The 546-nt window shown below is 54.0% G+C and carries 1 pseudogene; it reads right to left on the bottom strand.

Annotated elements, in window-relative coordinates:
- Positions 1 to 435, bottom strand: a pseudogene (locus AACQ38_RS23870) (hypothetical protein); the annotation flags it as partial.
- Positions 436 to 546: the final 111 nt, after the last annotated feature.

Here is a 546-nt window from a genome sequence, read left to right as displayed (position 1 = left end):
AGAGAGTGACGATTGCCCGATATCAACCATAAAGTCGCCAGCCTTGCCGACCCGGACGCTACCCGGTGACGACGAAGAGATCAATGAGTCGGTCCCCGATCCCACGGTGTAGGCCATAAACTGGGTCTCGGGGGGAACGCGGCAGGTTGTCGACCGGTCAAAAGGGCCGCTGGTGGTATAACCCACGATTTCATCCCGTGAATAATCACGCTTATCTTTATTGTTCGGCATCATGGCATAGCCGGTGACATTGCTAACCTTACTCCCCAGTTCAGTCCCGCAGTCCTGATAAGTCTCAGCCGCCTGGAGGGGTAATGCGGTCAATAAAAAGAGCAGTGACACCCCCAGCCCCATGATGGTTGGGACGGGGTTTTCTGCATCACCGCCCCACAAACGTTCAGTGTTTAACATCCTTCTCTGTAAACGTCCGGTCATCTCACCTTGTTCTTCCTCTCCGGCCCATGCACGCTACTGCTTCCTTATCTTCACCTGGAGACTGACACCATGAGCCGTAGCCGATATACCCCGGAACAAAAACAACACCAT

Source organism: Photorhabdus sp. RW14-46, from assembly GCF_963887965.1.
Taxonomy (GTDB): Bacteria; Pseudomonadota; Gammaproteobacteria; order Enterobacterales; family Enterobacteriaceae; genus Photorhabdus; species Photorhabdus laumondii.
The sequence above is the reverse complement of the archived record's forward strand: the minus strand, read 5'-3'. Positions and strand labels throughout refer to the sequence as shown.